21 protein-coding genes are annotated in these 24,665 nt (G+C 65.1%); 19 read left to right on the top strand and 2 right to left on the bottom strand.

The genetic code is table 11. The features are described 5' to 3' along the window. The first annotated feature begins 64 nt into the window (after positions 1 to 64). From IFT75_RS08880 to IFT75_RS08855, 6 genes are all read left to right on the top strand, one after another. The gene (locus IFT75_RS08880; RefSeq protein WP_192054362.1) at positions 65 to 679 is read left to right on the top strand and encodes a TetR/AcrR family transcriptional regulator; all 615 of its coding nucleotides are present in this window, start codon (positions 65 to 67) and stop codon (positions 677 to 679) included. A gap of 72 nt (positions 680 to 751) precedes the next feature. Beyond that, on the top strand, positions 752 to 1,858 hold the full coding sequence (locus tag IFT75_RS08875) for an efflux RND transporter periplasmic adaptor subunit (protein WP_192054360.1): 1,107 nt from the start codon (positions 752 to 754) through the stop codon (positions 1,856 to 1,858). Further along, entirely contained in the window at positions 1,855 to 4,956 is a 3,102-nt protein-coding gene (locus IFT75_RS08870; protein ID WP_192054358.1) for an efflux RND transporter permease subunit, read from the top strand. The genes IFT75_RS08875 and IFT75_RS08870 overlap by 4 nt, the downstream gene beginning before the upstream one ends. Beyond that, complete coding sequence (fabF, locus tag IFT75_RS08865; RefSeq protein ID WP_192054356.1) at positions 4,953 to 6,242, top strand: beta-ketoacyl-ACP synthase II; 1,290 nt, start codon at positions 4,953 to 4,955, stop codon at positions 6,240 to 6,242. The genes IFT75_RS08870 and fabF overlap by 4 nt, the downstream gene beginning before the upstream one ends. 703 nt (positions 6,243 to 6,945) lie before the next feature. Further along, on the top strand, positions 6,946 to 8,172 hold the full coding sequence (locus IFT75_RS08860) for an MFS transporter (protein WP_122478575.1): 1,227 nt from the start codon (positions 6,946 to 6,948) through the stop codon (positions 8,170 to 8,172). A 149-nt stretch (positions 8,173 to 8,321) separates the two neighbouring features. Further along, positions 8,322 to 8,585 carry a hypothetical protein gene (locus tag IFT75_RS08855; protein WP_163007615.1) on the top strand — a complete coding sequence of 88 codons (264 nt, stop codon included), beginning with the start codon at positions 8,322 to 8,324 and terminating at the stop codon, positions 8,583 to 8,585. Positions 8,586 to 8,690: 105 nt separating this feature from the next. Here IFT75_RS08855 and IFT75_RS08850 read toward each other — a convergent pair whose 3' ends face one another. Continuing rightward, positions 8,691 to 9,644: a FecR family protein gene (locus IFT75_RS08850; protein ID WP_185793585.1), complete on the bottom strand. Its 954-nt coding sequence runs from the start codon at positions 9,642 to 9,644 to the stop codon at positions 8,691 to 8,693. Positions 9,645 to 9,692: 48 nt separating this feature from the next. Then, positions 9,693 to 10,241, bottom strand: a complete 549-nt coding sequence (locus IFT75_RS08845) for a sigma-70 family RNA polymerase sigma factor (protein WP_244652724.1) — start codon at positions 10,239 to 10,241, stop codon at positions 9,693 to 9,695. 154 nt (positions 10,242 to 10,395) lie between these two features. Here IFT75_RS08845 and IFT75_RS08840 point away from each other — a divergent pair, with 154 nt between their 5' ends. The 13 genes from IFT75_RS08840 (at position 10,396) to IFT75_RS08780 (ending at position 24,563) form a co-directional block, all read left to right on the top strand. Then, on the top strand, positions 10,396 to 12,852 hold the full coding sequence (locus IFT75_RS08840; RefSeq protein WP_244652723.1) for a TonB-dependent siderophore receptor: 2,457 nt from the start codon (positions 10,396 to 10,398) through the stop codon (positions 12,850 to 12,852). Continuing rightward, positions 12,845 to 14,458: a PepSY-associated TM helix domain-containing protein gene (locus tag IFT75_RS08835; RefSeq protein WP_342214374.1), complete on the top strand. Its 1,614-nt coding sequence runs from the start codon at positions 12,845 to 12,847 to the stop codon at positions 14,456 to 14,458. The genes IFT75_RS08840 and IFT75_RS08835 overlap by 8 nt, the downstream gene beginning before the upstream one ends. 74 nt (positions 14,459 to 14,532) lie before the next feature. After that, positions 14,533 to 15,204, top strand: a complete 672-nt coding sequence (locus IFT75_RS08830; protein WP_122478581.1) for a GntR family transcriptional regulator — start codon at positions 14,533 to 14,535, stop codon at positions 15,202 to 15,204. A gap of 109 nt (positions 15,205 to 15,313) precedes the next feature. Further along, the gene (locus IFT75_RS08825) at positions 15,314 to 16,258 is read left to right on the top strand and encodes a 4-hydroxyproline epimerase (RefSeq protein WP_192054354.1); all 945 of its coding nucleotides are present in this window, start codon (positions 15,314 to 15,316) and stop codon (positions 16,256 to 16,258) included. Continuing rightward, on the top strand, positions 16,255 to 17,370 hold the full coding sequence (locus IFT75_RS08820; protein WP_192054352.1) for an FAD-dependent oxidoreductase: 1,116 nt from the start codon (positions 16,255 to 16,257) through the stop codon (positions 17,368 to 17,370). Before IFT75_RS08825 ends, IFT75_RS08820 begins: the two co-directional genes overlap by 4 nt. Then, the gene (locus tag IFT75_RS08815) at positions 17,363 to 17,599 is read left to right on the top strand and encodes a (2Fe-2S)-binding protein (protein WP_185793589.1); all 237 of its coding nucleotides are present in this window, start codon (positions 17,363 to 17,365) and stop codon (positions 17,597 to 17,599) included. Before IFT75_RS08820 ends, IFT75_RS08815 begins: the two co-directional genes overlap by 8 nt. Further along, positions 17,596 to 18,852, top strand: a complete 1,257-nt coding sequence (locus IFT75_RS08810) for an NAD(P)/FAD-dependent oxidoreductase (RefSeq protein ID WP_192054350.1) — start codon at positions 17,596 to 17,598, stop codon at positions 18,850 to 18,852. Before IFT75_RS08815 ends, IFT75_RS08810 begins: the two co-directional genes overlap by 4 nt. A gap of 87 nt (positions 18,853 to 18,939) precedes the next feature. Further along, complete coding sequence (locus IFT75_RS08805; protein ID WP_192054348.1) at positions 18,940 to 19,689, top strand: AraC family transcriptional regulator; 750 nt, start codon at positions 18,940 to 18,942, stop codon at positions 19,687 to 19,689. A gap of 226 nt (positions 19,690 to 19,915) precedes the next feature. Next, positions 19,916 to 20,734 carry an ABC transporter substrate-binding protein gene (locus IFT75_RS08800; protein ID WP_122478592.1) on the top strand — a complete coding sequence of 273 codons (819 nt, stop codon included), beginning with the start codon at positions 19,916 to 19,918 and terminating at the stop codon, positions 20,732 to 20,734. A 10-nt stretch (positions 20,735 to 20,744) separates the two neighbouring features. Continuing rightward, the gene (gene lhpI / locus IFT75_RS08795; protein ID WP_192054346.1) at positions 20,745 to 22,514 is read left to right on the top strand and encodes a cis-3-hydroxy-L-proline dehydratase; all 1,770 of its coding nucleotides are present in this window, start codon (positions 20,745 to 20,747) and stop codon (positions 22,512 to 22,514) included. Then, positions 22,507 to 23,187 carry an amino acid ABC transporter permease gene (locus IFT75_RS08790; RefSeq protein WP_122712866.1) on the top strand — a complete coding sequence of 227 codons (681 nt, stop codon included), beginning with the start codon at positions 22,507 to 22,509 and terminating at the stop codon, positions 23,185 to 23,187. The genes lhpI and IFT75_RS08790 overlap by 8 nt, the downstream gene beginning before the upstream one ends. Before the next feature lie 10 nt (positions 23,188 to 23,197). Beyond that, positions 23,198 to 23,848 (top strand): amino acid ABC transporter permease, encoded by a 651-nt coding sequence (locus tag IFT75_RS08785; RefSeq protein ID WP_122478598.1) that lies wholly within the window; start codon positions 23,198 to 23,200, stop codon positions 23,846 to 23,848. Further along, positions 23,841 to 24,563: an amino acid ABC transporter ATP-binding protein gene (locus IFT75_RS08780; RefSeq protein ID WP_122478600.1), complete on the top strand. Its 723-nt coding sequence runs from the start codon at positions 23,841 to 23,843 to the stop codon at positions 24,561 to 24,563. Before IFT75_RS08785 ends, IFT75_RS08780 begins: the two co-directional genes overlap by 8 nt. The last annotated feature ends 102 nt before the right edge of the window (positions 24,564 to 24,665 follow it).

The following is a 24,665-nucleotide window of genomic DNA, read 5'->3' as shown; positions in this document are numbered from 1 at the left end:
TTGTGACCAGACGCGGTTACAGTCACTCTCTGTAGATCCCCGTCTACCGAGCCCTACCACCGCCATGACCCGCCAGCCCCCCGCTTTCCCCTCACGGGGCCCATCCGATCACAGCGTTCGCGATCAGATCGTCGAGGCCGCCATGGCCCACTTCGGCCATTACGGCTATGACAAGACCACGGTATCGGACCTTGCCAAGGCCATCGGCTTTTCCAAGGCCTACATCTACAAGTTCTTCGAATCCAAGCAGGCGATCGGCGAAATGATCTGCGCCAGCCGGCTGGCCATGATCATGGCCGTGGTCGATCGGGCCATGGGCGAAGCCAGCAGCCCGTCCGACAAGCTGACGCGTCTGTTCAAGGCCGTGGTGGAAGCCGGCAGCGAGCTGTTTTTCCATGATCGCAAGCTCTACGACATCGCCGCTGTCGCGGCGCGGGACAACTGGCCCTCGGCGGCGGCACACGGCCAACGCCTGCGTGGGCTGATCGAGCAGATCCTGCGCGAAGGCAGAGAAACCGGCGAGTTCGAACATCAGACACCTTTGGACGAAGCGAGCCATGGGATCTTTCTGGTGATGCGGCCCTACATCAGTCCAGTGCAGCTGCAATACAACCTCGAGAGCGCCTCGCTCGCCGCCGCGCAACTGCCCGCCTTGATACTGAGGAGCCTGGCACCCTGATATGTGACCATTGACTGATTTGGTCACTAGTATCAGAATCGGATTTCTTCTACCGCTTGCGTAAGGAATCCCATGTCTCGGCTTCGCGCTCCTGTGCTTGGCATTTGCCTGCTGCCTGTGCTTCTGACCGCCTGCGACGGCCAGCCCAGCACTGTCGACCCGCGCACGCAGCCACCTTTGGTGAGGGTGATCGAGGCTGGCCATGCAACGGATGTCGACCGCGCGTTTACCGGTGTGGTGGCAGCGCGCGTGCAAAGCGACCTGGGCTTTCGAGTGGGGGGCAAGGTCGTGGAGCGTTTCGTCGATGCTGGCCAGTCGGTCAGCCGCGGACAGCGGTTGATGCGACTCGACCCCGCCGACCTGGCACTGCAGTCCAACGCCCGCGAGCAAGCCGTGGCCGCCGCCCAGGCGCTGGCCACGCAGACTGCGAACGATGAGCGGCGCAATCGCCAACTGGTTGCCAGCGGCGCCATTTCCGCTGCCAACTACGACCGCTTCAAGTCAGCGGCCGACACTGCCCGAGCCGATCTGGTAGCACTGCAGGCGCAGGCAGCGGTGGGCCGCAACGAAGCGGGCTACGCTACCCTGACGGCGGATTCCGACGGTGTGGTCGTGGCCACCCTGGCCGAACCAGGCCAGGTCGTGAGCGCCGGACAACCTGTGGTGAAGCTGGCCAAGGCAGGCCTGCGAGAAGCGGTCGTGCAACTGCCCGAAACCCTGCGGCCGGCGCCGGGCAGCACCGCCCAGGCCAGGCTGTTCGGCAGTTCCGGCAACAGCGTCAGCGCCACGCTGCGACAGCTGGCCGACGCTGCCGACCCGCTGACCCGCACCTTCGAAGCGCGCTATGTGCTGAACGGCGAACAGGCCAATGCGCCGCTGGGCTCGACCGTGACCCTTGCCATTGCCCCGACGCCTTCGCTAGCCGACGCCCTGAGCGTGCCCATGGCCGCCATTCACGATCCAGGCAACGGGCCAGGTGTGTGGATCGTCGCGGGCACGCCGGCGGTGATCGCATGGCGGGCAATCCAGGTCGTCGGCCTGGGAGATGACACAGCCACGGTGCGCGGCGTGCTTCCAGGTGAGCGGTTGGTTGCCCTGGGCCCGCACCTGCTTCATGAGGGCGAGGAAGTGCTGCTGGCGCCGCAGGACCTGCGCGTCCAGGCCGGGGCTCAGCCATGAGCGGCAGTCGCTTCAACCTGTCCGCCCTCGCCGTGCGCGAGCGGTCGGTGACGCTGTTCCTGATTTTCCTGATCGCCATCGTCGGCACCCTGTCGTTCTTCAAGCTGGGCCGCGCCGAGGATCCGCCGTTCACGGTAAAGCAGATGACCGTGGTCACGGCCTGGCCCGGCGCGACCGCGCAGCAGATGCAGAACCTGGTGGCCGAGCCTCTGGAGAAGCGTCTGCAGGAGTTGAAATGGTACGAGCGCAGCGAAACCTACACCCGACCGGGCCTGGCCTTCACCCTCCTGTTTCTGCAGGACAAGACCCCGCCTGCTCAGGTCGAGGACGAGTTCTACCAGGCACGCAAAAAGCTCAGCGATGCGGCCAGTAGCCTGCCGGCCGGGGTGGTCGGACCCATGGTCAACGATGAGTTCGCCGACGTCACCTTCGCCCTGTTCGCGCTCAAGGCGCAAGGCGAGCCGCAACGCCTGCTGGTGCGTGAAGCCGAATCACTGCGTCAGCGCCTGCTGCACGTACCCGGGGTGAAGAAGGTCAATATCATTGGCGAGCAGTCCGAGCGGATCTTCGTGTCCTTTTCCCATGAGCGCCTGGCGACGCTGGGCGTTTCGCCGCAGGATATCTTCGCCAGCCTGAACGGACAGAACAGGCTGACCGCCGCAGGCGCCATGGAAACCCAAGGCCCTCAAGTCGTGGTACGACTCGACGGTGCCTTCGGCACGTTGGACGCCATTCGCGACACGCCTGTCATCGCCGGCCAGCGCACGCTCAAGCTGGGCGATGTGGCCACGGTTGCGCGCGGCTACGAAGACCCGGCCACGTTCATGGTGCGCCATCAGGGTGAACCGGCGCTGCTTCTCGGCGTGGTCATGCGTGATGGCTGGAACGGTCTGGAGCTGGGCAAGGCGCTGGCCGGCGAGACGGCGCGGATCAGCTCCGGGATGCCACTGGGCATGACCTTCGCGCAGGTCACCGATCAGTCGGTGAACATCGGTTCGGCAGTGAACGAGTTCATGATCAAGTTCTTCGTCGCGCTGCTGGTGGTCATGGTGGTGTGCTTCGTGAGCATGGGCTGGCGCGTCGGCGTGGTGGTTGCGGCGGCGGTGCCGCTGACCCTGGCGATCGTCTTCGTGGTCATGGAAGCCACCGGCAAGCATTTCGACCGCATCACCCTGGGCTCGCTGATCCTGGCACTGGGGCTGCTGGTGGACGACGCAATCATCGCCATCGAGATGATGGTGGTGAAAATGGAGGAAGGCTACGACCGCATCGAGGCGTCAGCCTATGCCTGGAGCCACACCGCGGCGCCCATGCTGGCCGGCACCCTGGTGACCGCCGTCGGCTTCATGCCCAACGGCTTCGCCCAGTCCACGGCCGGCGAGTACACCAGCAACATGTTCTGGATCGTCGGCATCGCGCTGATCGCATCCTGGGTAGTGGCAGTGGTGTTCACCCCCTATCTGGGGGTGAAGCTGCTGCCGGCGATCAAGGCCGTCGAAGGCGGTCATGGGGCGATCTACGACACCCCTCACTACAACCGTTTTCGCCGGTTTCTGAATCAGGTCATTCGCTGGAAATGGCCGGTGGCAGGCTTGGTGCTCCTGTCTTTCGCCCTGGCGATCGTGGGCATGGCACAGGTCAAGAAGCAGTTCTTCCCCACCTCGGATCGGCCGGAAGTACTGATCGAAGTGCAGATGCCCTATGGCACGGCCATCGAGCAGACCAGCGCAGCCACCGCCAAGATCGAGGCCTGGCTGCGCCAGCAGGACGCGGCAAAGGTCGTGACTGCCTACATCGGCCAGGGCCCGCCGCGGTTCTATCTGGCGATGGCGCCCGAACTGCCGGACCCTTCGTTCGCCAAGATCGTCGTGCTGGCCGACAGCCCGGCGGCGCGCGAGGCCCTCAAGCTGAAGATCCGCGAGGCCGTGGCTCGGGGTCTGGCCCCCGAAGCGCGGGTGCGGGTGACCCAGCTGGTGTTCGGGCCCTACTCGCCCTACCCGGTGGCCTACCGCGTCATGGGGCCGGATCCGCAAGTGCTGCGTGAAATCGCCGGCAGGGTGCAGACGGTCATGCAGGGCAGCACGATGATGCGCACCGTCAACCTCGACTGGGGGCCGCGGGTGCCCTCCCTGCATTTCGTCCTGGACCAGGATCGCCTGCAGGCTATGGGCCTGAGTTCCGCTGCGGTTGCCGAGCAGCTGCAGTTCCTGTTGTCCGGGATACCGATCACTGCCGTGCGCGAGGACATTCGTTCGGTACAGGTGGTCGGCCGGGCAGCCGGGGGGATCCGCCTCGACCCGGCGAAAATCGGCGGCTTCACCCTCGTCGGCGGCAATGGCCAGCGCATCCCGCTGTCGCAGATAGGCGCTGTCGAGGTCCGCATGGAAGATCCGCTTCTGCGCCGCCGCGATCGGGTGCCTACCTTGACCGTACGCGGCGACATCGCGGAACACCTGCAGCCGCCGGATGTCTCCAGCCAACTGACGAAAGCCCTGCAACCGATCATCGCCACGCTTCCCGACGGCTACCGCATCGAACAGGCAGGCTCCATCGAAGAATCGGCCAAGGCCACCGCGGCACTGGCGCCGCTGTTTCCGATCATGATCGCCATCACCCTGCTGATCATCATCCTGCAGACCCGCTCGATGTCAGCCATGACCATGGTGTTCCTCACCGCCCCATTGGGGCTGATCGGCGTGGTGCCTACACTGCTGCTGTTCAACCAGCCGTTCGGCATCAATGCCCTGGTCGGCCTGATCGCGCTGTCTGGCATTCTGATGCGCAACACGCTGATTCTGATCGGGCAGATCGACCTCAATGAGAAGAACGGCCTGGAGCCTTTCCACGCCGTGGTCGAAGCCACCGTGCAGCGCGCCCGGCCGGTGCTGCTGACGGCGCTGGCGGCGATCCTGGCGTTCATTCCACTGACCCATTCGGTGTTCTGGGGCACCTTGGCCTACACCCTCATAGGGGGCACGTTCGGCGGGACGGTCATGACCCTGATATTCCTCCCCGCGATGTATTCAATCTGGTACCGCATTCGTCCGGATACCCGTTCAACACGTCATCCAATGACAGGCTTGGAGAAACACCCATGAACAATCGACAGGGTCAGAAACGCATCGTCGTCACCGGTACCGGGCTGGTGACGCCGCTGGGATGCGGCGTCTACGAGGTCTGGCGGCGGCTGTTGGCGGGTGCGTCGGGCATCAGCCCTCTGCCTGCGCACATCGGTGAAGGTACCGGGGTCGCCGTGGCCGGGCAGGTTCCCACGCTGGAGGCCGACCCGGTGGCGGGCTACGATGCGCAGGCGCTGATACCGGCCAAGGAGCGCAAGAAGATGGACCGCTTCATCGAGTTCGCCCTGGTCGCCGCGCATGAGGCGCTGTCCCAGGCCAGATGGCACCCCACCAGCGAAGCCCAGCAGCAGCGCACGGCAACCGTCATCGGCTCGGGCGTCGGCGGCTTCGGCGCGCTCGCCGGGGCCGTGCGCACGACCGACGAGCGCGGACCGCGACGGTTGTCACCGTTCACCGCGCCATCGTTCCTGGCCAACATGGCGGCCGGGCACGTGTCCATCAGCAATGGATTCAAAGGCCCCCTGGGTGCTCCGGTCACCGCGTGCGCCGCGGGCGTGCAGGCGATCGGCGATGCCGCACGACTGATCCGCAGCGGTGAAGCCGACATTGCCATCTGTGGCGGAACCGAGGCGGCCATCGACCGCGTCACCCTGGGCTGTTTCGCGGCCGCGCGTGCGCTGTCCACGGGTTTCAACGACCGGCCGAGCGAGGCATCGCGGCCGTTCGACCAGGATCGCGACGGGTTCGTGATGTCCGAGGGTGCGGGCCTGCTGGTGATCGAATCGCTCGAACACGCGTTGGCCCGAGGCGCAACGCCGCTGGCGGAACTGGTTGGGTATGGCACCAGTGCCGACGCCTACCACCTGACGGCCGGCCCGGAAGATGGCAGCGGAGCCCGCCGGGCCATGGAACAGGCCCTGCGCCAGGGCGGCATCGACGCCCAGGATGTGCAGCACATCAATGCCCACGCGACGTCCACGCCAGTCGGCGACAAGGGTGAGCTGGCGGCCATTCGCGCCTTGTTCGGCACTCGGGCCGGCCTTGCCATCACCTCGACCAAGTCGGCCACCGGCCACCTGCTGGGCGCCGCTGGTGGGATCGAGGCCATCTTTACCGTGTTGGCCTTGCGCGATCAAATTGCACCGCCGACGCTGAACCTGCACACGCCGGACGAGGCGGCAGCCGGGCTCGATCTGGTCGGTCCGACTGCACGCAAGACAGCGATAACCTACGCCCTGTCCAACGGCTTCGGCTTCGGCGGCGTCAACGCCAGTGCATTGTTCCGGCGCTGGGAGGGCCGCTAGCCGTCTGCCTACCCAATCCCCTGTGGGAGCGGGCTCTGCCCGCGAAAAGGACGCCGCGGTGAATCAGGCAGACCGCAGTGCGTCCTTCGCGGCCGATGACCGCTCCTACGGGGGAAGAAATACGTCAACCCATCGTAGGAGCGGTCCGTGGCCGCGAAAAGGACGCTGCGGTGAATCAGGCAGACCGCAGTGCGCCCTTCGCGGCCGATGACCGCTCCTACGGGGGAAGAAATACGCCAACCCATCGTAGGAGCGGTCCGTGGCCGCGAAAAGGCGCTGCGGTGAATCAGGCAGACCGCAGTGCACCCTTCGCGGCCGATGACCGCTCCTACGGGGGGAGAAATACGCCAAGCCATCGTAGGAGCGGTCCGTGGCCGCGAAAAGGACGCTGCGGTGAATCAGGCAGACCGCAGTGCGCCCTTCGCGGTCGATGACCGCTCCTACAGGGGAAGAAATACACCAACCCATCGTAGGAGCGGTCCGTGGCCGCGAAAAGGCGCTGCGGTGAATCAGGCAGACCGCGGTGCGTCCTTCGCGGGCAGAGACCCGCTCCCACAAGGGCGAGCGGCGCATTGATCTCACTGATGATCACTATCAAGCGCCGCGCCTCCCAGGCTGCGGCAACCCTCCCCTATAATCGCCGCCAATTCCCCCGCTCTTCACGCCTGCCCGCAGGCGCCACGCCCCTTTGGAACCGATGCCCATGCCCACCCCTCACTCGGCCGCCCCCGGCCTTTCCGAACGTACCCCGCAAAGCGTCAAGCAACAGTGGCTGGCGATCCTCTCGGTCGCCGTCGGCGCCTTCGCTCTGGTGACCAGCGAATTTCTGCCCGTGGGTGTGCTCAACGATGTTGCCAGCGACCTGGGCATCAGTGCCGGTCGCGCCGGCCTGATGGTCACCCTGCCAGGGATCATGGCTGCGCTTGCTGCGCCCTTGCTGTCGGTGGGCATCGGTGCGATGGACCGTCGCTACCTGCTGACCGGCCTGACGCTGATCATGATCATCGCCAACACCATCGTGGCCTTCGCCAGCGATTTCAACGTCCTGCTGATCGGCCGCGTGTTGCTGGGCGTCAGCATCGGCGGCTTCTGGGCCACGGCCATCGCCTTGAGCGGTCGACTGGCGCCCAAGGGCGTCGGCGTGGCCAAGGCAACGTCGATCATCATGATGGGCGTGACCCTGGCCACGGTACTGGGCGTGCCCGTAGGCACCTGGCTCAGTGGCCTGATGGGCTGGCGCATGACCTTCCTGGTCACCGCGCTGGTGGGCGTGCCGGTACTGCTGGCGCAGATCTTCCTGCTGCCGCCGCTGTATCCGGACCGGGCCATTCGGGTCAGGGACCTGCCTGCACTGTTCACCAATGCACAGGCGCGGGTCGGCTTGATCGCCGTATTGCTGATCGGCCTGGCGCACTTCGCCGCGTACACCTACGTGGCACCGTTCTTCAAGCAGAGCGCCGGCTTCGATGGGTCCACCATCGGCTCGCTGTTGCTGCTCTACGGCATGGCCGGCGTGCTGGGCAATGTATTCGCCGGCTTCGCCGCCAACCGCAGCGTGCGCAATACGTTGTTGCTGGTGGCCCTGATGATCGGCACCAGCACCGCCCTGTTCCCCCATTTCGCCACTGGTATCACCGGGGCCGCCATGCTGATAGCCCTCTGGGGCTTCGCTTTCGGGGCTTTCCCGGCCTGCGCCAGCATCTGGATGTTCGTGGTCGCGCCCAAGGATGTGGAGCGCGGGATGCCCCTGTTCGTTGCGCTGTTTCAGGTGATCATTGCCCTGGGGTCGTTCTTCGGCGGGCAGATCGTCGATCGGTTGGGCAGCTCGGTGCTGTTGAGCCTGGCCACGGCACTGGTTGGCGCGGGGTTCGCCACGGTGTTGGTGTTGGGCCGCAATGTCAGCAACAACGTGGTGGCTCAACCCGCCTGAGCCCGACTGCGCCGAACGTTGCCGGCAGGTCGTCGGCGCAGCAGCGCGCTTCGCAAAAAAAGTTGAACTGCTTTTCCAGCCGTTCGCCTAATGATCAGCTTGTGAATATTCCCACAGGCACTGTGTCAATATCGGCACTTTCTCCAGAGGTGGTCAACGTGGCTAAAGACGAGAAGAAAACCAAAAGCGATGCTTCGAAAGCCAGCAAGGAAATGAAGGACAAAAAGTCGTCACCGGAAAAGAAATCCGCCGCAGCCTCAGCGCTTTCGAAGTCCTCCGACAAGGACAAGAAAGACAAGAAGAAAGACGCCGAGCCGAAGAAAACTGCCAAGAAAGCCGACAGCAAGCCTGAAAAGGCCAAGAAGTCTGACAAGGTCGAAAAAGCAGAAAAGCCTGCGAAGAAGAAAAAATGATATCCGTTGTCTGCTAGGGCCTTGCGCCCTAGCGTCCCACCCCTCGATAGCCCTGTTCCCCCGCCAAACCTCTTTTGCCTCGACGGCCAAGGCTTTATGCCAGGCTCATGCGCGCGTCTGATTCACCACCACTACGGTCAGCCAGGGCATTCGATAGATCTTCACCGGCTGGGTGCGGGCGAGCATTTCGAGCATGCCGGGAATGTCGTCGAGGTTGAACACGCCACTCACTGCCGTGGTCGGCAGGCTGCCCGCGATCACCAGCGAGCCAGGCAGATAGCGTTCAATGTCCGCGAACACCTCGGCCAACGGCTGGCGGTTGAAGATCAACTTGCCGCGCTGCCAGGCCGACGCGCTGCCCAGGTCCAGAGCGCCGGTCGGCGACGGCGCCGTTCCCGCAACGTATTCAAGACGCTGGGCGGCCCTCAGGGGAACCACCGCCCCGCCAGACGAAACCTTCACTTCACCCTCCGTCACCCCGACACGCACCTGTTCACCCTGCCGATCGACATCGAAGCGGGTGCCCACGGCCTGTACGCTGCCGCCCGACGCCTGCACCACGAAAGGACGCGAGGCGTCCTTGCTCACCTGGAACAGCGCTTCGCCCTTGATCAGGCTGATCTCGCGCCGCGACGAGGAATAGCGAACCGATAAAGCCGAGCCGCTGTTCAACCACACCTGGCTGCCATCTTCGAGGGTCAGCGCCCGTCGCTCGCCGACCGCCGTGGCATAGTCGGCGAAATACACCTTGGCCGGCTCGCTCAACCCGGTCAGGGCCAGGGCGCCCACCCCGGCTGCCAGCGCCGCCCAGCGCAGCGGCCTGCGCGTGACCTTGGTGGGCACAACGAAGCGCTGCGCGGCGCAAGTCTGGGGAAGTGCCTGCCAGATCCGCTCGGCCAGGCGTGCCGCTGCCTCGTGGTCCGCGCTCTGTCCGCGCCAGCGGGCAAAGGCGCTGCGATCCGCCTCGCTGGCGCGGCCCGATGTCAGGTGCACCCACTGCTCGATGGCCTGGTCCTCCAGGTCGACGGCAGAAGCACTCGGATGGGTGGGCTCGGTCATGATAATGGGCTCGCGGTCGTTGCCGCATAGACGTCAGTACCGTGCATTCTAAGGGCACTCCGACTGACGAAGCCAATCGCGACAATGACGCATGGCGTGCACCATGTACTTGCCTACCGAGCTTTCCGACACCCCGAGGCGTGTGGCGATCTCTGCGTGAGTAAGGCCTTCGAGGCGACTGAGCAGCAACGCCAGACGGGCATTGCTGGGCAGGCGCTGCAGGGCCTTGTCGAGTTGCTCGATGGCTTCGGCGGCAAGAAAGGAGCGTTCCGGCGAGGCCATGGGATCACAAGGTTCCTCGTCGGGTTCATCGACCTGCAGCGCGCAATAGCGCCGTTCCTGGCGCAGGCGGTCGATGGCCAGGTTGCCGGCCACGCGGAAGACGAAAGCGCGGGGCTCGAGGATCTGCGCCGTGTCGGCCAGGCCAGCCAGGCGCACGTAGGTGTCCTGCGCCACGTCGGCAGCCTTTTCCACATTCCCCAAGCGCCGTGCCAGAAAGGCCAACAGGTCGGCATAGTGCTCCTGAAAGACCATCAGCAAATGGTTGGAGTTGGGTGACACGGACATGCGCACGGCCCAGGCGATCGAGGCGCGCATCCTATCCCACTTGAGAACGGTTATCATCAGATTGGCAGATGATAATGAAAATATTTTCAATCTGGATGGCAAGGTCGGGTCACCTCGTTCGTCGTTGGAGTGAGAAGCATGATTCTCGGGCATTCCGCCTCCATTGGCTTACGGACGTTTACAGATGCAGGCACGTTTCCCTTCGTTCACTCCCGCTACCGGTCGCACCCTGAGCCTGGCATTGATGCTGGCCATGACGGCGGGCCTGCCACTGCTTGCGCCTTCGGCACAGGGGGCAGAAGCGACCACCGTCCTGAACCTGCAATCGGCAGAACAGTCGCTGGATCAGGCGCTGACCCGACTGGCAGACCAGGCCAACGTGCGCCTGATCTTCAACTCCTCGGATGTGGCCAACCTGCGCGCACCGGCCTTGAAAGGCCGATACACCCTCGACCAGGCCCTGCAGACGCTGCTGCGCGGCAGCGGCTTCGGCTGGCAGATGCTCGATGCACGCACCCTGGTGCTGCAGAAGCTGCCCGCGCGCGACGATCCCGCCATGGCTCTGGGCGCCACCACCGTCAATGCCATGAACGATCTGGGCAGCAGCACCGACGGCACGGGCTCGTATACCACTGGTAGCAGCAGCACCGCCGCGAAACTCAACCTGAGCCTCAAGGACACCCCGCAGACCGTCAGCGTGGTGACCCGGCAACTGATGGACGACAAGAAGCTCACCAGTCTGGACAAGGTGCTGGAACAAACCCCGGGCATCACGTTCCAGTACCGAAACTTCGGCGGGCATGTGTACACCTCCCGCGGTTTCTCGCTGCTGGCGGAAAGCTTTCTGGTGGACGGTGTGCCTGGCCAGGGCTATCAGATCACCGGGTGGATGAAGCCCGACACTGCCATCTACGACCGGGTCGAAGTGCTGCGCGGCGCGGCGGGCCTGCTGGTGGGCGCAGGCGAGCCGGGCGGCGCGGTGAACCTGGTGCGCAAGCGACCGACCGCCGAACCGCGACTGACGGTACAGGCCAGCGCCGGTTCCTGGGACCGCTACCGCATGGAGCTGGACGCCAGCGGCAAGCTCAACGAAACCGGCACCGTGCGCGGCCGACTGGTCACGGCCTACGAAGACAACGGTTCCTACCTCGATGAACGCAACACCCGCACGCCGCTGGTGTATGGCATCGTCGAAGCCGATATCGACCCGGACACCACCGTGAGCCTGAGCCTGCGCCACCAGGAAAACGTCATTAACGGCTATTCGATCTACGGCCTGCCGCGCTACAGCAACGGCAACGCTCTGGACATCTCCCGCTCCACTTCGCTGGTGCAGGATTGGAACCGTCACCAGAGCGAGATGAGCGAAGCATTCGCGGAAATCGAGCACCGCTTCAACGAGCGCTGGTCGAGCACCACCTCGGTGACCGTTTCCGAAGGCAGCTTCGATCAACAGATTGCCTATGCGCGACGGACCATCAGCCCGGTGACCAATACCGGTTCGGTGTTTCAGGCCGCACTGTTTCGCCAGGACAAGGTCACCAGCACCGGGGTGGACAGCCATGTCAGCGGCAATTTCGATGCCTTCGGCCTGACCCATGACGTCACCGTGGGCGGCACCTGGTCGCGCCAGGAGGCCAACACCCAGCAAGCCACCGCCAGCCTGGGCAACCGGCCACTGAACATTTTCAATGTCGACCACCATGCCATCGCCAAGCCTGCCAGGCCGGCATGGAGCACCGATATCGACATGACCGAGGAGCGGGCGGGCCTGTACGCCAACTCGCGGCTGCGCCTGAGCGAACCGCTGAGCCTGGTACTGGGTGGTCGCACCAGCTGGTACGACTACACCTACGACATCAAGCGCGGCGCCGCCCTGCCCTACGAATCCAAGGTGACACGCAAGGTCACCCCCTACGCCGGCGTGATCTACGACATCAGCGACGACTGGGCGTGGTATGCCAGCTATGCGGAAATCTTCAATGCCCAAGGCAACTACGTCGATACCAGCGGTACGCCGCTTTCACCCTCCGAAGGCGACAACTACGAAACCGGCATCAAGGGCGCGCTGTTCGATGACCGCCTGAACCTGTCGATGGCGCTGTTCTACATCAAGCAGACCAACGTCGCTCTGGTCGACCTGGCCAATACCAACTGCACCAGCAACGACTCCGAGGGCACCTGCTACGTCAACGGCACCATCAAGCGCAGCAAGGGCGTCGACCTGGAAGCCAGCGGCGAGATCCTGCCGGGCTGGCAGGTGTTCGGTGGCTACACCTTCAACCTGCTGCGCAACAATACCGAAGACGTCGAGGTGGCCTACGAGACGCCCAAGCACATGCTGCGCCTGCAGACCAGCTACAACCCGCCCGGTGCCTGGGACCGGCTGACCGTCGGGGGTGGCGTGTCGGCGCAGTCCTACTACAAGGCCTCGTCGACCACCGGGCTGGACTTTGGCAGTCAGGGGTATGCGATCTGGGATGCGCGCGTGGCCTGGAAGCTGGACGAGCACTGGAAGGTGCAGCTCAACGCCGAGAACCTGTTCGACAAGCGTTACTACACCACTGCGGTAGCGGTCGACCGCTCGAACGTGTTCGGCGAGCCACGCAGCTACATGCTGACCCTGCGAGGCGATTTCTGATCGCGTCGACCTCGGGATCAGGGCGCTGAACGGCTCCCTGCGCCGCTCCCTGGGCTGGCTGCACACCTGGTGCGGCCTGGTCTGCGGCTGGCTGCTGTGCGTGATCTTCCTGACCGGCTCGTTGAGCGTGTTCCGCGAACCCATCACCCGCTGGATGGAGGCGCAGCCGATCGCCCCGGTCGACGCCGGGGAGCCGCTGGATCAAAGCTCTGCTGCCTGGCAAGCGCAGCGCTACCTGGCTGCACACGGCGCCGGTGCGCGGCTGTGGCGGGTGCAGCTGCCGACCTCTGCGGGCGAGGCCGTGCACCTGCTGTGGCGCGACGCAAGCGGCACCCGGCAGATCGCTCTCGACCCTGCGAGCGGTACACCGGTGATGTCGCAAGCACTGCGCAAGACCGAAGGCGGCCGGCATTTCATGTCGTTCCACTACATGCTGCAACTGCCGGTGCTGGGCTTCTGGATCGTCGGCGCGCTGACCGTCGGTTTTCTGGTTGCACTGGTATCGGGGGTCGTGATTCACCGACGCATCTTCGCCGACTTCTTCATCTTCCGACCCGGCCGCGGGCCGCGTGCCTGGCTCGATGCACACAACGCCGCGGCCGTGCTGACCTTGCCGTTCCAGTTGATGATCGCCTACACAGGCCTGTGCATCTTCGCCAGCAGCTACATGCCGTGGCCGGTGTACGCCGTGTACGGCTCGAATGACGGTGCCCATGCACGCTTCAGCGCCGACCTGGCGCCACAGGCTCCGGCTGTGCGCAACACTGCGCCGCTCGACACTCGGGCTCCTGCGTGGGAGCACCTGCTTGGACAGGCCCGCGGACTGACCGGGCAGCCCGCGCAGATGCTGTTGGTGGACAAGCCCGGTAGCGCGAGCGCCAGCGTACGCGTCATCGGTCGTGCCGACCCCGGTCAGCCGTCGTCCCATCTGTTCACGCCCCAGGCCAGCGTGCTGTTCGACGCGGCCAGCGGCGACGTGCTGCAAGTCAGGCTGCCTGACCCGGACAGCGTGTCCATGGGCGCACGCATCGAAGGCGTGATGCGTTCCCTGCATTTTGCCGATTTCGGCAGTTGGGCATTGAGATGGGTGTACTTCGCCAGCGGCCTGCTGGGCACGCTGATGATGGTCGCAGGCACGCTGCTGTTCTCGATCAAGCGGCGGATCAAGGGGCAGCACGAATTCGGTGCTGCGACCCAACGCTTCTATCACTGTGTCGAAGCGCTCAACGTGGCGTGCAGTGCGGGCATTGGCGTGGCGTGCTGTGCCTACCTCTATGCCAACCGGCTGCTGCCACTGCAGATGCAGGATCGGGCCAACTGGGAAATACGCTGTTTCCTGCTGATCTGGCTGGCGACCCTGCTGCACGCATTGTGTCGGCCGCGCAACCGCGCATGGGCCGAACAGCTCGGCTTGGGGGCGCTGCTGTGCCTGTGCCTGCCGCTGCTCAATCACTGGACCACGGGGCAGAACCTGTGGCGCTACGCTGTCGCCGGCGACTGGCAGCGCGCAAGCGTGGAAGCGGTAGCGCTGGGTTGCGGCGCGCTGCTGGCAGGGGTGCTGATGAAGCTGCGACGGCGTCATCAGCGGCAGCGCCTGATGTCTTAGCCGGATCAAAGCCGGTTCAGCCCGCCTAAAAACTGTATACCATATGCGCTCAATCCCTCGAATGACCCAGCACCGTGGCCCAGACCAAACTCAACGCGCCGGACCTCGGCAATTCTCCCTCGACCTCGGAGATCATCACCCGGCACCTGCGCGACGCGATCGTTGCCGGGCATTTTGCCGAGGACGAACCGATCCGTCAGGACGACATCGCCCGCCAGTTCAATGTCAGCAAGATCCCTGTTCGCGAAGCGCTCAAGCGCCTCGAAGCCGAGGGTCTGGTCATGTTCCAGCGCAATCGCGGGGCGATGGTCACGCGCCTGTCGGAGTCGGAGCTGGCGCAGATGTTCGAAGTGCGCATGCTGCTCGAAGACAAGGTGCTGCGCCTGGCCATTCCGAACATGACCGAGGCCACTTTTACCCGCGCCGAGAGCATCTGCCGCGAGTTCATCGGTGAAACCGACGTGGGCCGCTGGGCCGAGCTGAACTGGGCGCTGCACGCCTGCCTCTACGAGCCCGCGCAACGGCCGTTCCTGGTGGGGATGATTCGTTCGGTCAACGACAAGCTGGAGCGTTACCTGCGCATGCAGATGAGCCTGTCGGCCGGCAAGGATCGCGCCGACCACGAACACCGGGAGATTCTCCAGGCCTGCCGCGAGCGCAACGTGGAGCTGGCCGTGCGCCTGCTCGACGAACACATCGCCGGCGTCTGCCAGACCCTGTTCGAGCATCTGCCAAGCGCCCGCTGAACCTTGGCACTGTGCCGAATTCGTCATTGTCACGGGCTAAATAGCTCAAGCCGCAGTGGGCTATCTGGGCCATTCTAAGGGTCACTTAACCGACCCGACGAGTGGCCCCATGACCCGCATCCAAGTGATCGACTCGCACACCGGTGGTGAACCCACCCGCCTGGTGATCGACGGTTTTCCCGAGCTGGGCACCGGCAGCATGGCCGAGCGCAAGCAATTGCTCGCCGAGCGGCATGATGCCTGGCGCGCCGCCTGCGTACTGGAGCCGCGGGGCAGCGATGTGCTGGTAGGCGCACTGCTGTGCACGCCGGTAGACCCGAACGCCTGCGCCGGGGTGATCTTCTTCAACAACACCGGCTACCTGGGCATGTGTGGCCACGGCACCATCGGCTTGATCGCCTCGCTGGCCCACCTGGGCCGAATCGGGCCGGGCGTGCACGCCGTCGAGACGCCGGTCGGCACCGTCCAGGCCACGCTGCACGAGGACGGTTCGGTGAGCGTGCGCAATGTGCCGGCCTATCGTTACCGCAAGGACGTCGCCCTGCAGGTGCCGGGCATCGGTTCGGTCACCGGCGACATCGCCTGGGGCGGCAACTGGTTTTTCCTGGTCGCCGAGCATGGCCTGGCGGTCAGCGGCGACAACCTCGACGCCCTGACGGCCTACACCGTCGCCGTGCAGCACGCGCTGGAGGATCAAGGCATACGCGGCGAGGACGGCGGGCTGATCGACCACATCGAGTTGTTCGCCGACGACCAACGGGCCGACAGCCGCAACTTCGTGCTGTGCCCCGGCAAAGCCTACGATCGCTCGCCTTGCGGAACCGGGACCAGCGCCAAGCTGGCGTGCCTGGCCGCCGACGGCAAACTGCAGCCCGGGCAGATCTGGCGTCAGGCCAGCGTCATCGGCAGCGAGTTCGAGGGTTCATATGAAGCCATGGAACACGGCAGCGACGGGCCCGTTGTGCCGACCATTCGCGGCCGGGCCTACATCAGCGCCGAAGCCACACTGATCCTGCAGGCCGACGATCCCTTCGCCTGGGGTATCCGCTTGTGAACCCCACGGCCGTGGCCGACGCCATCGTCATCGGCGCAGGCATCGTCGGCGCTGCCTGCGCCCAGGCCCTGGCCAAGCGCGGGCTGAGCGTACGGGTGCTGGACGCCGGCACGCCGGGTGCCACGGCTGCCGGCATGGGCCACCTGCTGGTGCTGGACGACAACGCGGCGGAACTGGCCTTGAGCCAATATTCGCTGCAGCGCTGGCGCGACATCGCCGGGTCGCTGCCCAACGGTTGCGCCTACCGCAGCAACGGCACCCTGTGGCTGGCCGCCAACGATGAGGAAATGGCCGTTGCCGAGCACAAGTTCGAGGTGTTGCGCGAGCATGGCGAGGCCTGCGAAATCCTCGCTGGCAACGCCCTGCGCGAGCGCGAACCGTTGCTTCGCGAAGGGCTGGAGGGTGGTCTGTTGATCAAGGGGGACGGCATTGTGTATGCGCCGGCGGCCGCCCAGTGGATGCTTGATCATCCGTTGATCCGCCAGCAACGCGCCACGGTCACCGAGGTAGACGGCAACCGTGTGCGTCTGGCCGACGGCCAATGGCTCAGTGCTGGCATGGTGCTGTTAGCCAACGGCATCCAGGCCACCGAGCTGTGCCCCGAGCTGCCGATCCAGGCCAAGAAAGGCCATCTGGCGATCACCGACCGCTACCCCGCGCAGATCACTCACACGCTGGTGGAACTGGGCTATGTCACCAGCGCCCACAACGCCAGTGGGCCGTCCACGGCCTGCAACATCCAGCCGCGCCCGACCGGACAACTGTTCATCGGCGCCTCACGGCAATTCAACACCACGGATCCCGAGGTCGAGGGCTGGATGCTCGCCAAGATGCTCAGGCGCGCGGCAGAGTACGTGCCTGCGCTGAACACGCTGAACGTGATTCGTGCCTGGACCGGTTTTCGCGCCGCCAGCCCGGATGGCTTGCCCCTGGTGGGCGAGCATCCCCAGCGTCCGGGCCTGTGGCTGGCAGTGGGTCATGAAGGCCTGGGGGTGACCACCGCGCCGGCGACCGCCGATTTGCTGGTGGCGCAACTGTTCGACGAATCACTGCCGCTGGCGGCAACGCCTTACCTGCCGCAACGTTTTCTCGGAGGGTCCAGCCATGCTTGAGTTGACGGTCGATGGACGCACGCTGCTGGTGGCGGTCGGCACCAGCGTCGCTGCGGCACTGGCGATGGCCGGTGATGGCTGCACGCGCACCTCGGTCAGCGGCCAACGGCGCGCGCCGCTATGCGGCATGGGTATCTGCCAGGAATGCCGTGTGACCATCGACGGCGCGCGGCGCCTGGCGTGCCAGACGTCCTGCCGCGACGGCATGCAGGTACGGAGCCTGCCATGATCGAGCACGTCGATATTCTCATCATCGGTGCCGGGCCGGCGGGCATCCATGCGGCGCTGGCAGCGGCACCCAGCGGCCTGCGCATCGTGTTGCTGGACGACAATCCGTTGCCCGGCGGGCAGATCTGGCGCGATGGCCCGCAGGCCTCGCTGCCCACCCAGGCCACACGGCTGCGCGAGCGCCTGCAGGCGTGTGCCAACGTGCAGATCCAGGGTTCCACTCGAGTGATCGCCCGGCCGGCGCCCCATCAGTTACTGGTGGAGAACGACCAGCGCGGCTGGATCATCGGCTATGCAAAGCTGATTCTGTGCACCGGTGCCCGCGAGTTGCTGCTGCCCTTCCCCGGCTGGACGCTGCCTGGCGTGACCGGTGCCGGTGGCCTGCAAGCGTTGATCAAGGGCGGCCTGCCCGTTGCGGGCGAACGCGTGGTGGTTGCCGGCAGCGGCCCGCTGCTGCTGGCCAGCGCGCACAGTGCAGCGAAGAACGGCGCACGGATCCTGCGCATCGCCGAGCAGGCCAGCACCCGCGCCGTGGCAGGATTTGCCACGCAGCTGCCACGCTGGCCACATAAATGGCTGCAGTCGTTGCAACTGTTTTCGCCCGCCTATCGCACCCGCAGCCATGTGCTGGCCGCTCTGGGTGACGACCGCCTGGAAGGCGTACGACTGATGCAACAGGGCCGAATCAGGGAACTGCCCTGTGACCGGCTGGCCTGCGGCTTCGGCCTGGTGCCCAACACGCAGCTGGGCGAGGCCTTGGGCTGTGCGCTGCAGGACCGGGCCATAGCCGTCGATGCCTGGCAGGCGAGCAGCCTGGCGGACCACTTTGCCGCAGGCGAATGCACCGGCTTCGGCGGCAGCGAGCTGGCTTCGGTGGAAGGCAGCATCGCCGGACACGCCGCCGCTGGCGACCAGGCGGCGGCGCAGCGGCTTTGGCCGCAGCGGGCCCGTTGGCAAGGCTTCGCCGCCGTGCTGAACCGGGCATTTGCCCTCGATCCTGCGCTCGCTGCCCTGTGCGCGCCGGACACCCTGATCTGCCGCTGCGAAGACGTGCCGTTTGCAGCGCTTGCCGCCCATTGCGATTGGCGCGAGGCCAAACTCGCCACCCGCTGCGGCATGGGCGCTTGCCAGGGGCGGGTATGCGGCGCCGCCGCCGCGCACCTGTTCGGCTGGCAACCCTCGGCACCGCGACCGCCCTTCAGCCCGGCACGGATCGAGACCCTGCTGCGCCTCGACGGCCAACCGCCCTCCTGAACCCCGCCCTGCTAAACACAGTGTCCGGGCTTTGCGCAGCAGCCCGGCAGCACTATCCTGCACGAGTCACTTCCGGACCTCGACCCCATGCTCGCCGCATTCCTCAGCGCCAGCACGTGCCAACTACCGAACCTGCTGGGCAGCCTGCAACCCCTGGCCCCCTTGCTCGACGCCTTGGCCGACGTGGTGTTTTTCATCAAGGACGACGCCGCCCGCTATGCCTTCGTCAATGCCACCCTGGCCAAGCGTTGCGGCTTCAAGGCCAGTGAGCAACTGCTGGGCTTGACCTCCGAGCAAGTGTTCCCGGCACGCTTTGGCACGCTGTACACCGAACAGGACCGCAAGGTCCTTGGCAGCGGCCGCGAATTGGCCAATCAGCTGGAGCTGCACCTCTATTATGGCAACCAGCCCGTGTGGTGCCTGACCCACAAGATCGCCTTGCACGATGAACAGGGTCGGATCATCGGCCTGGCCGGCATTTCCCGCGACCTGCAGTTGCCTCAGTCGAGCCACCCGGCCTTCGCGAAACTGGCGGCGGTCGACGCGCACATCCGCACCCATTTTCATCGTCCGATCAGCCTCGCGGAGCTGACCGCCATTGCCGGGCTGTCGGTTGCCCAACTGGAGCGTCACTGCAAGCGGATCTTCCACCTGACCCCGCGCCAGCTGATTCACAAGGCCCGCCTCGAGGAGGCCTCACGTCTGCTGCGCGACGAAGACCTGCCCATCACCGATGTCGCCCTGCGCTGTGGCTACACCGACCACAGTGCGTTCAGCCGGCAGTTCCGCGCGCTGACGCACCTTTCGCCAAGCCTGTACCGCGAAAGCCATCGCTGATGTTCCGTTAGCGGGCAATCATTGGGGCGGTGCTCCCTTATGTAACACCCCACGGCGTCATACCCGACTCTTCCACCCTCGCCGATCCATGATGAATACGCCCTGATTCAGAGGCTTACGACGACAGCGCGAGCACGAACGAAAACAGGCACGTCTGTTGCATTTGAAATATCGTATACGAAATTCTCAATGGCAGTTCCAGTGCTCACCCAACTCCGAGGCCTCCATGAAAACTCCCGCCTTCGCCGTAGCCCTAACCGCTGTGCTCAGTACTACTTTCATGGCGACCGCCCAGGCCGACAAGCTGGACGACATCATTGGTTCCGGCAAGCTGCGCTGTGCGGTGACCCTGGACTTCCCGCCCATGGGCATGCGCGACAGCGCCAACAAGCCTGCGGGGTTCGACGTCGACTACTGCAACGACCTGGCGAAGGTGCTGGGCGTCGATGCCGAAGTCATCGAGACGCCGTTTCCAGACCGGATTCCGGCACTCATCTCGGGCCGTGCCGACGTGATCGTGGCCTCCACCTCCGACACCCTGGAACGGGCCAAGACCGTCGGCCTCAGCGTGCCCTACTTCGCCTTCCAGATGGTCGTGCTGACCCGCGACGACACCGGCGTCAACAGCTTCGACGACCTCAAGGGCAAGGCAGTGGGCAACACCAGCGGCACCTACGAGGCCATCGCGCTGGAAAAGGACGTGAAGGGCTGGGGCAGCGGCAGCTTCCGCGCGTATCAGTCGCAGAACGACACTATTCTGGCCGTCGCCCAAGGCCATATCCAGGCCACCGTGGTCACCAATACCGTGGCCGCCGCCACTCTGAAATCCGGCAAATACAAGAACCTCAAGGTCGCCGGCAATGCGCCCTACGTGATCGACTACGTTTCCCTGGGCGCCAAGCGCACCGAATACGGTCTGCTCAACTACCTCAACCTGTTCGTCAACCAGCAGGTGCGCAGCGGTCGCTACAACGAGTTGTTCGTCAAATGGGTCGGCACCGAAATTGCGCCCGCCAACCTCACCGTACCCAACGTCTACTACTGAGGTGACGACCATGCCACGCAGCGTCGGTGGACGCAGCCTGATAGACGGCAGCGCTCAAGGCGCCCTGTTGTTTGCCGACACCGGCCTGAGTTTCTGGGGCGGGGTCGACCCCAGCAGTGGCGAGGTGATCGACCGCCATCACCCGCTCAGCGGTCAGCGGGTGGCGGGCCGGGTCCTGGCGATTCCCGGCAGTCGCGGGTCCTGCACGGGCAGCAGCGTCATGATGGAGCTGATCAGCAACGGCCACGCGCCGGCAGCGCTGGTACTGGCCGAAGCCGATGAAATCCTCAGCTTGGGCGTGCTGGTGGCACAGCACTTCTTCGACCGCTCGCTGCCGGTGCTGTGTATCGGCCAGGAAGCCTTCGATACGCTGCGCGGCGTGGCATGGGCTCGGTTGGATGGGGCAGCGCTCGGCCTCTACAGCCAGGCGCCAACGGACGACTGGCAGCCGCAGCCAGGCGTCGGCCAGCCGGAGCCGTTCGATGACGGCTTTGCACTCGACAGCCGTGACCATGAGTTGCTCGCAGGCAGCCACGGCAAGGCGGCGCAGGTGGCGATGCAGATCGTCCTGCGCATGGCCCGTCTCCAGGGCGCGCGGGAACTGGTCGATATCACTCAGGCGCACATCGACGGCTGCATCTACACCGGCCCTGCCAGCCTGCGGTTTGCCGAACAACTGGTGCAATGGGGCGCGCGGGTGCGGGTGCCCACTACCCTGAACGCCATCTCGGTGGACCAGCGGCGCTGGCGAGCACTGGGCATCGATCCGGCCCTCGGCGAGCCTGCCAGCGCGTTGGGCGACGCGTACACGGCCATGGGTGCGCGCGCAAGTTTCACCTGCGCGCCCTATCTGCTCGACAGTGCACCGGCGCTCGGCGAGCAAGTGGTGTGGGCCGAGTCCAACGCGGTGGTATACGCCAACAGCGTGCTCGGTGCGCGCACGCTCAAGTACCCGGACTACCTGGACATCTGCATTGCATTGACTGGCCGCGCGCCCCTGATCGGCTGCCATCTCCAGGAGCAACGTCGGGCCCAACTGCTGATCGACGTACCGGCGTTGAAAGAACTGGATGACAGCTTCTACCCGCTGCTCGGCTATCACGTCGGGACCCGGTGCGGCAGCCGCATTCCATTGATCAGCGGCCTGCAGCACCTCAGGCCCAGCCTGGACGACCTCAAGGCATTCGGCGCCGCGTTCGCCACCACCAGCGCTGCACCCATGTTTCATATCGCCGGCGTCACTCCGGAAGCCCTGAACCCGGCGCACTCGAGTGACTCACCGGAGACGCTGCCGCGCGTCTCGATTTCCCTGCAAGACCTGTACGCCAGCTGGATGGAACTCAACAGCGCCCGGGACACGCAGGTAAGGTTGGTATCCCTGGGCAACCCGCACTTCTCCCTGACCGAATTCGCCCGCCTGGCCGAGCTCTGCCGCGGCCTGCACAGGCACCCGGACGTGGTACTGGCCATCACCTGCGGCAGGGCGGTGCTGGAACAGGCACGGGCAGCGGGTCATGTGGCCGTGCTCGAAGCCTTCGGCGCCACGCTGATCACCGACACCTGTTGGTGCATGCTGGGCGAACCGGTCATTCCCGTGGGTGTGCGCAGCCTGATGACCAACTCGGGCAAGTACGCCCACTACGCGCCCGGCCTGGTCGGGCGCAGCGTTCATTTCGCCAGCCTCGGCACCTGTGTCGACAGCGCGTGCAGCGGCGTCACCAGCGCTCGACCGCCCGCCTGGCTGGCCACCTGTGCAGCGGAGGGCGCGGAGCATGTTTGACTACACCTTCCAATGGCGGGCTGCGTGGCGCGCCCTGCCCGACATGCTGCAAGGCGCGTGGGTGACGTTCGAAACCGCGGCGCTGTCGATGATTTTCGGTGTGCTCATCGCCCTGCTTCTGACCGTGATGCGTGCAGGCTCCGAACGGACGTTCCGCGGCCGGGCGCTGCGCGGCATCGGCGACGGCTGGGTGTCGATTGCGCGCAATACCCCGTCGCTGTTCCAGATCTACATCCTGTACTTCGGCCTCGGCTCGCTGGGCCTGCACGTCAGCTCCTGGCTGGCACTGCTGGCCGGCATCACCTTCAACAACGCCGGCTACCTGGCGGAAAATTTCCGCGGCGGTCTCAAAGCGGTGCCGGACACGCAGATGCGCGCCGCGCGCTCGCTGGGCATGAGTGCCTTCCAGGCCTACCGCATGATCATCGTTCCGCAACTGTTGCGCGTGGTGTTCTACCCGCTGAGCAACCAGATGGTCTGGGCGGTGCTGATGACATCCCTGGGCGTGGTGGTCGGGCTCAACGACGACCTCACCGGGGTCACCCAGGACTACAACGTGAAGACCTTCCGCACCTTCGAGTATTTCGCGATGGCCGCGGTGCTCTATTACCTGATCGCCAAGCTGATCGTCGGCCTCGCCCGGCTGTTGAGCTGGCGTCTGTTTCGCTACTGAGGAGCGGCGCATGTTTTCCACCAGCCTCACCGCGACAGACCTCCTGTACATGCTCGATGGCGCCTGGGTCACCCTGCAACTGACGTTCTGGGCAATCCTGGCGGGCTCCTTCGGCGGTTTGTTGTGCGGCCTGTTGCGGGCCCTTGCACCGCGCGCCAGCCTGCCGCTGGCGTGGGTGCTGGACGTGTTCCGCAGCGTGCCGTTGCTGATCCAGTTCGTGCTGCTCAATTCGCTCAAGAGCATCGTCGGATTGAACATCAGCGCGTTCAGCGTCGGCTGCATCGTGCTGGGCGTCTACGCGGCGGCGTACTTCACCGAGATCGTCCGCAGCGGGGTGCTTGCCGTGTCGCCATCGGTGCGCCGGGCCAGCCGCTCGCTCGGCCTGAGCTATTGGCAAGACCTGCGCTACATCGTCCTGCCGATGGCCACCCGGGTCGCCTTCCCCGGCTGGCTCAACCTGGTGCTCGGCGTCATGAAAGACACCGCACTGGTGATGTGGATCGGTATCGTCGAACTGCTGCGCGCCTCGCAGACCATCGTCACGCGCATACAGGAGCCGCTGCTGGTGCTGTGCATCGCCGGGCTCATCTACTACGTCATGAGCCTGGTGGTCGCTCGCCTGGGCGCTCGTCTGGAAAGAAGGTGGCAGGAAAATGATTGAGATCGACAACGTACACAAATCCTTCGGCGAACTGGAGGTCATCAAGGGCGTCAGCCTGACGGTGAGCAAGGGCGAGGTGGTGTCGATCATCGGCGGCTCGGGTTCGGGAAAATCCACCTTGCTGATGTGCATCAACGGCCTGGAGCCGATCCAGAAAGGCAGTATTCGAGTCGACGGGGTCGAGGTCCACGGCAGCAGCACAAACCTCAACCAGCTGCGCCAGCGAATCGGCATCGTGTTCCAGCAATGGAACGCCTTTCCTCACCTCACCGTGCTGGAAAACGTCATGCTGGCGCCACGCAAGGTACTGGGCAAAAGCAAGGAGCAGGCCGAGGCGCTGGCCGTGCAGCAGTTGACCCATGTCGGCCTGAGCGACAAATTCAATACCTTTCCCGGCAAGCTCTCGGGCGGCCAGCAGCAGCGCATGGCGATTGCCCGAGCGCTGGCCATGTCACCGGACTACATGCTGTTCGACGAAGCCACCTCGGCGCTCGATCCGCAACTGGTGGGCGAAGTGCTCGACACCATGCGCATGCTCGCCGAAGACGGCATGACCATGGTGCTGGTGACCCACGAGATTCGTTTCGCCCGCGATGTGTCCGATCGCGTGGCGTTTTTCCGCAACGGCCTGGTACATGAAATCGGCAGCCCGGACCAGGTCATCGGCAACCCCTTGCAGCCGGAAACGGCCGCGTTCCTGAAGTCGGTCAAATAGGCGCTACCGATGCACGAGCAGGCACATCGCCTACTCGCGGCAACATGGCTGGAACCGCATCACCCTTTGCAAACAACGTACGAATCGAAGCGTATACGAAAT

It is taken from the genome of Pseudomonas sp. CFBP 8758, assembly GCF_014841725.1.
Classification (GTDB): Bacteria; Pseudomonadota; Gammaproteobacteria; order Pseudomonadales; family Pseudomonadaceae; genus Aquipseudomonas; species Aquipseudomonas baltica.
Note: the sequence above shows the minus strand (reverse complement) of the source record. Positions and strands in the feature narration are given on the sequence as shown.